Consider the following 248-nt stretch of genomic DNA (forward strand, 5'->3'; position numbering starts at 1 on the left):
GCTCAATATGTGCAGTTACAAAATAACTACCTCAACCAGTTTTATACAGGCAGTGACTTAATTGCTAAGCTCAATCAGCTTGATCAAAAATATAAAGATATTCCAGCAACAACAACTGCCCTTATTAATGCAAACTTAGCGCTAGAACAATATGAAGCAGCCGTTATCTTATATCAGCGAAAAGCACAAAGTAGTCAAACAATTGAGCCTCAAGCACTTCTCGCTATTGCTAATGCATACATAGAACT

1 protein-coding gene is annotated in these 248 nt (G+C 36.7%); it reads left to right on the plus strand.

Going from position 1 to position 248, the window contains the following annotated elements; translation table 11 throughout:
• Window positions 1-248, plus strand: a 248-nt coding sequence (locus AAEY57_RS20700) for a hypothetical protein (protein WP_350608747.1), incomplete at both ends; no start/stop codon positions are given.

It is taken from the genome of Pseudoalteromonas sp. MER144-MNA-CIBAN-0113 (genome assembly GCF_040308965.1).
In the GTDB taxonomy this organism is placed as follows: Bacteria; Pseudomonadota; Gammaproteobacteria; order Enterobacterales; family Alteromonadaceae; genus Pseudoalteromonas; species Pseudoalteromonas tetraodonis.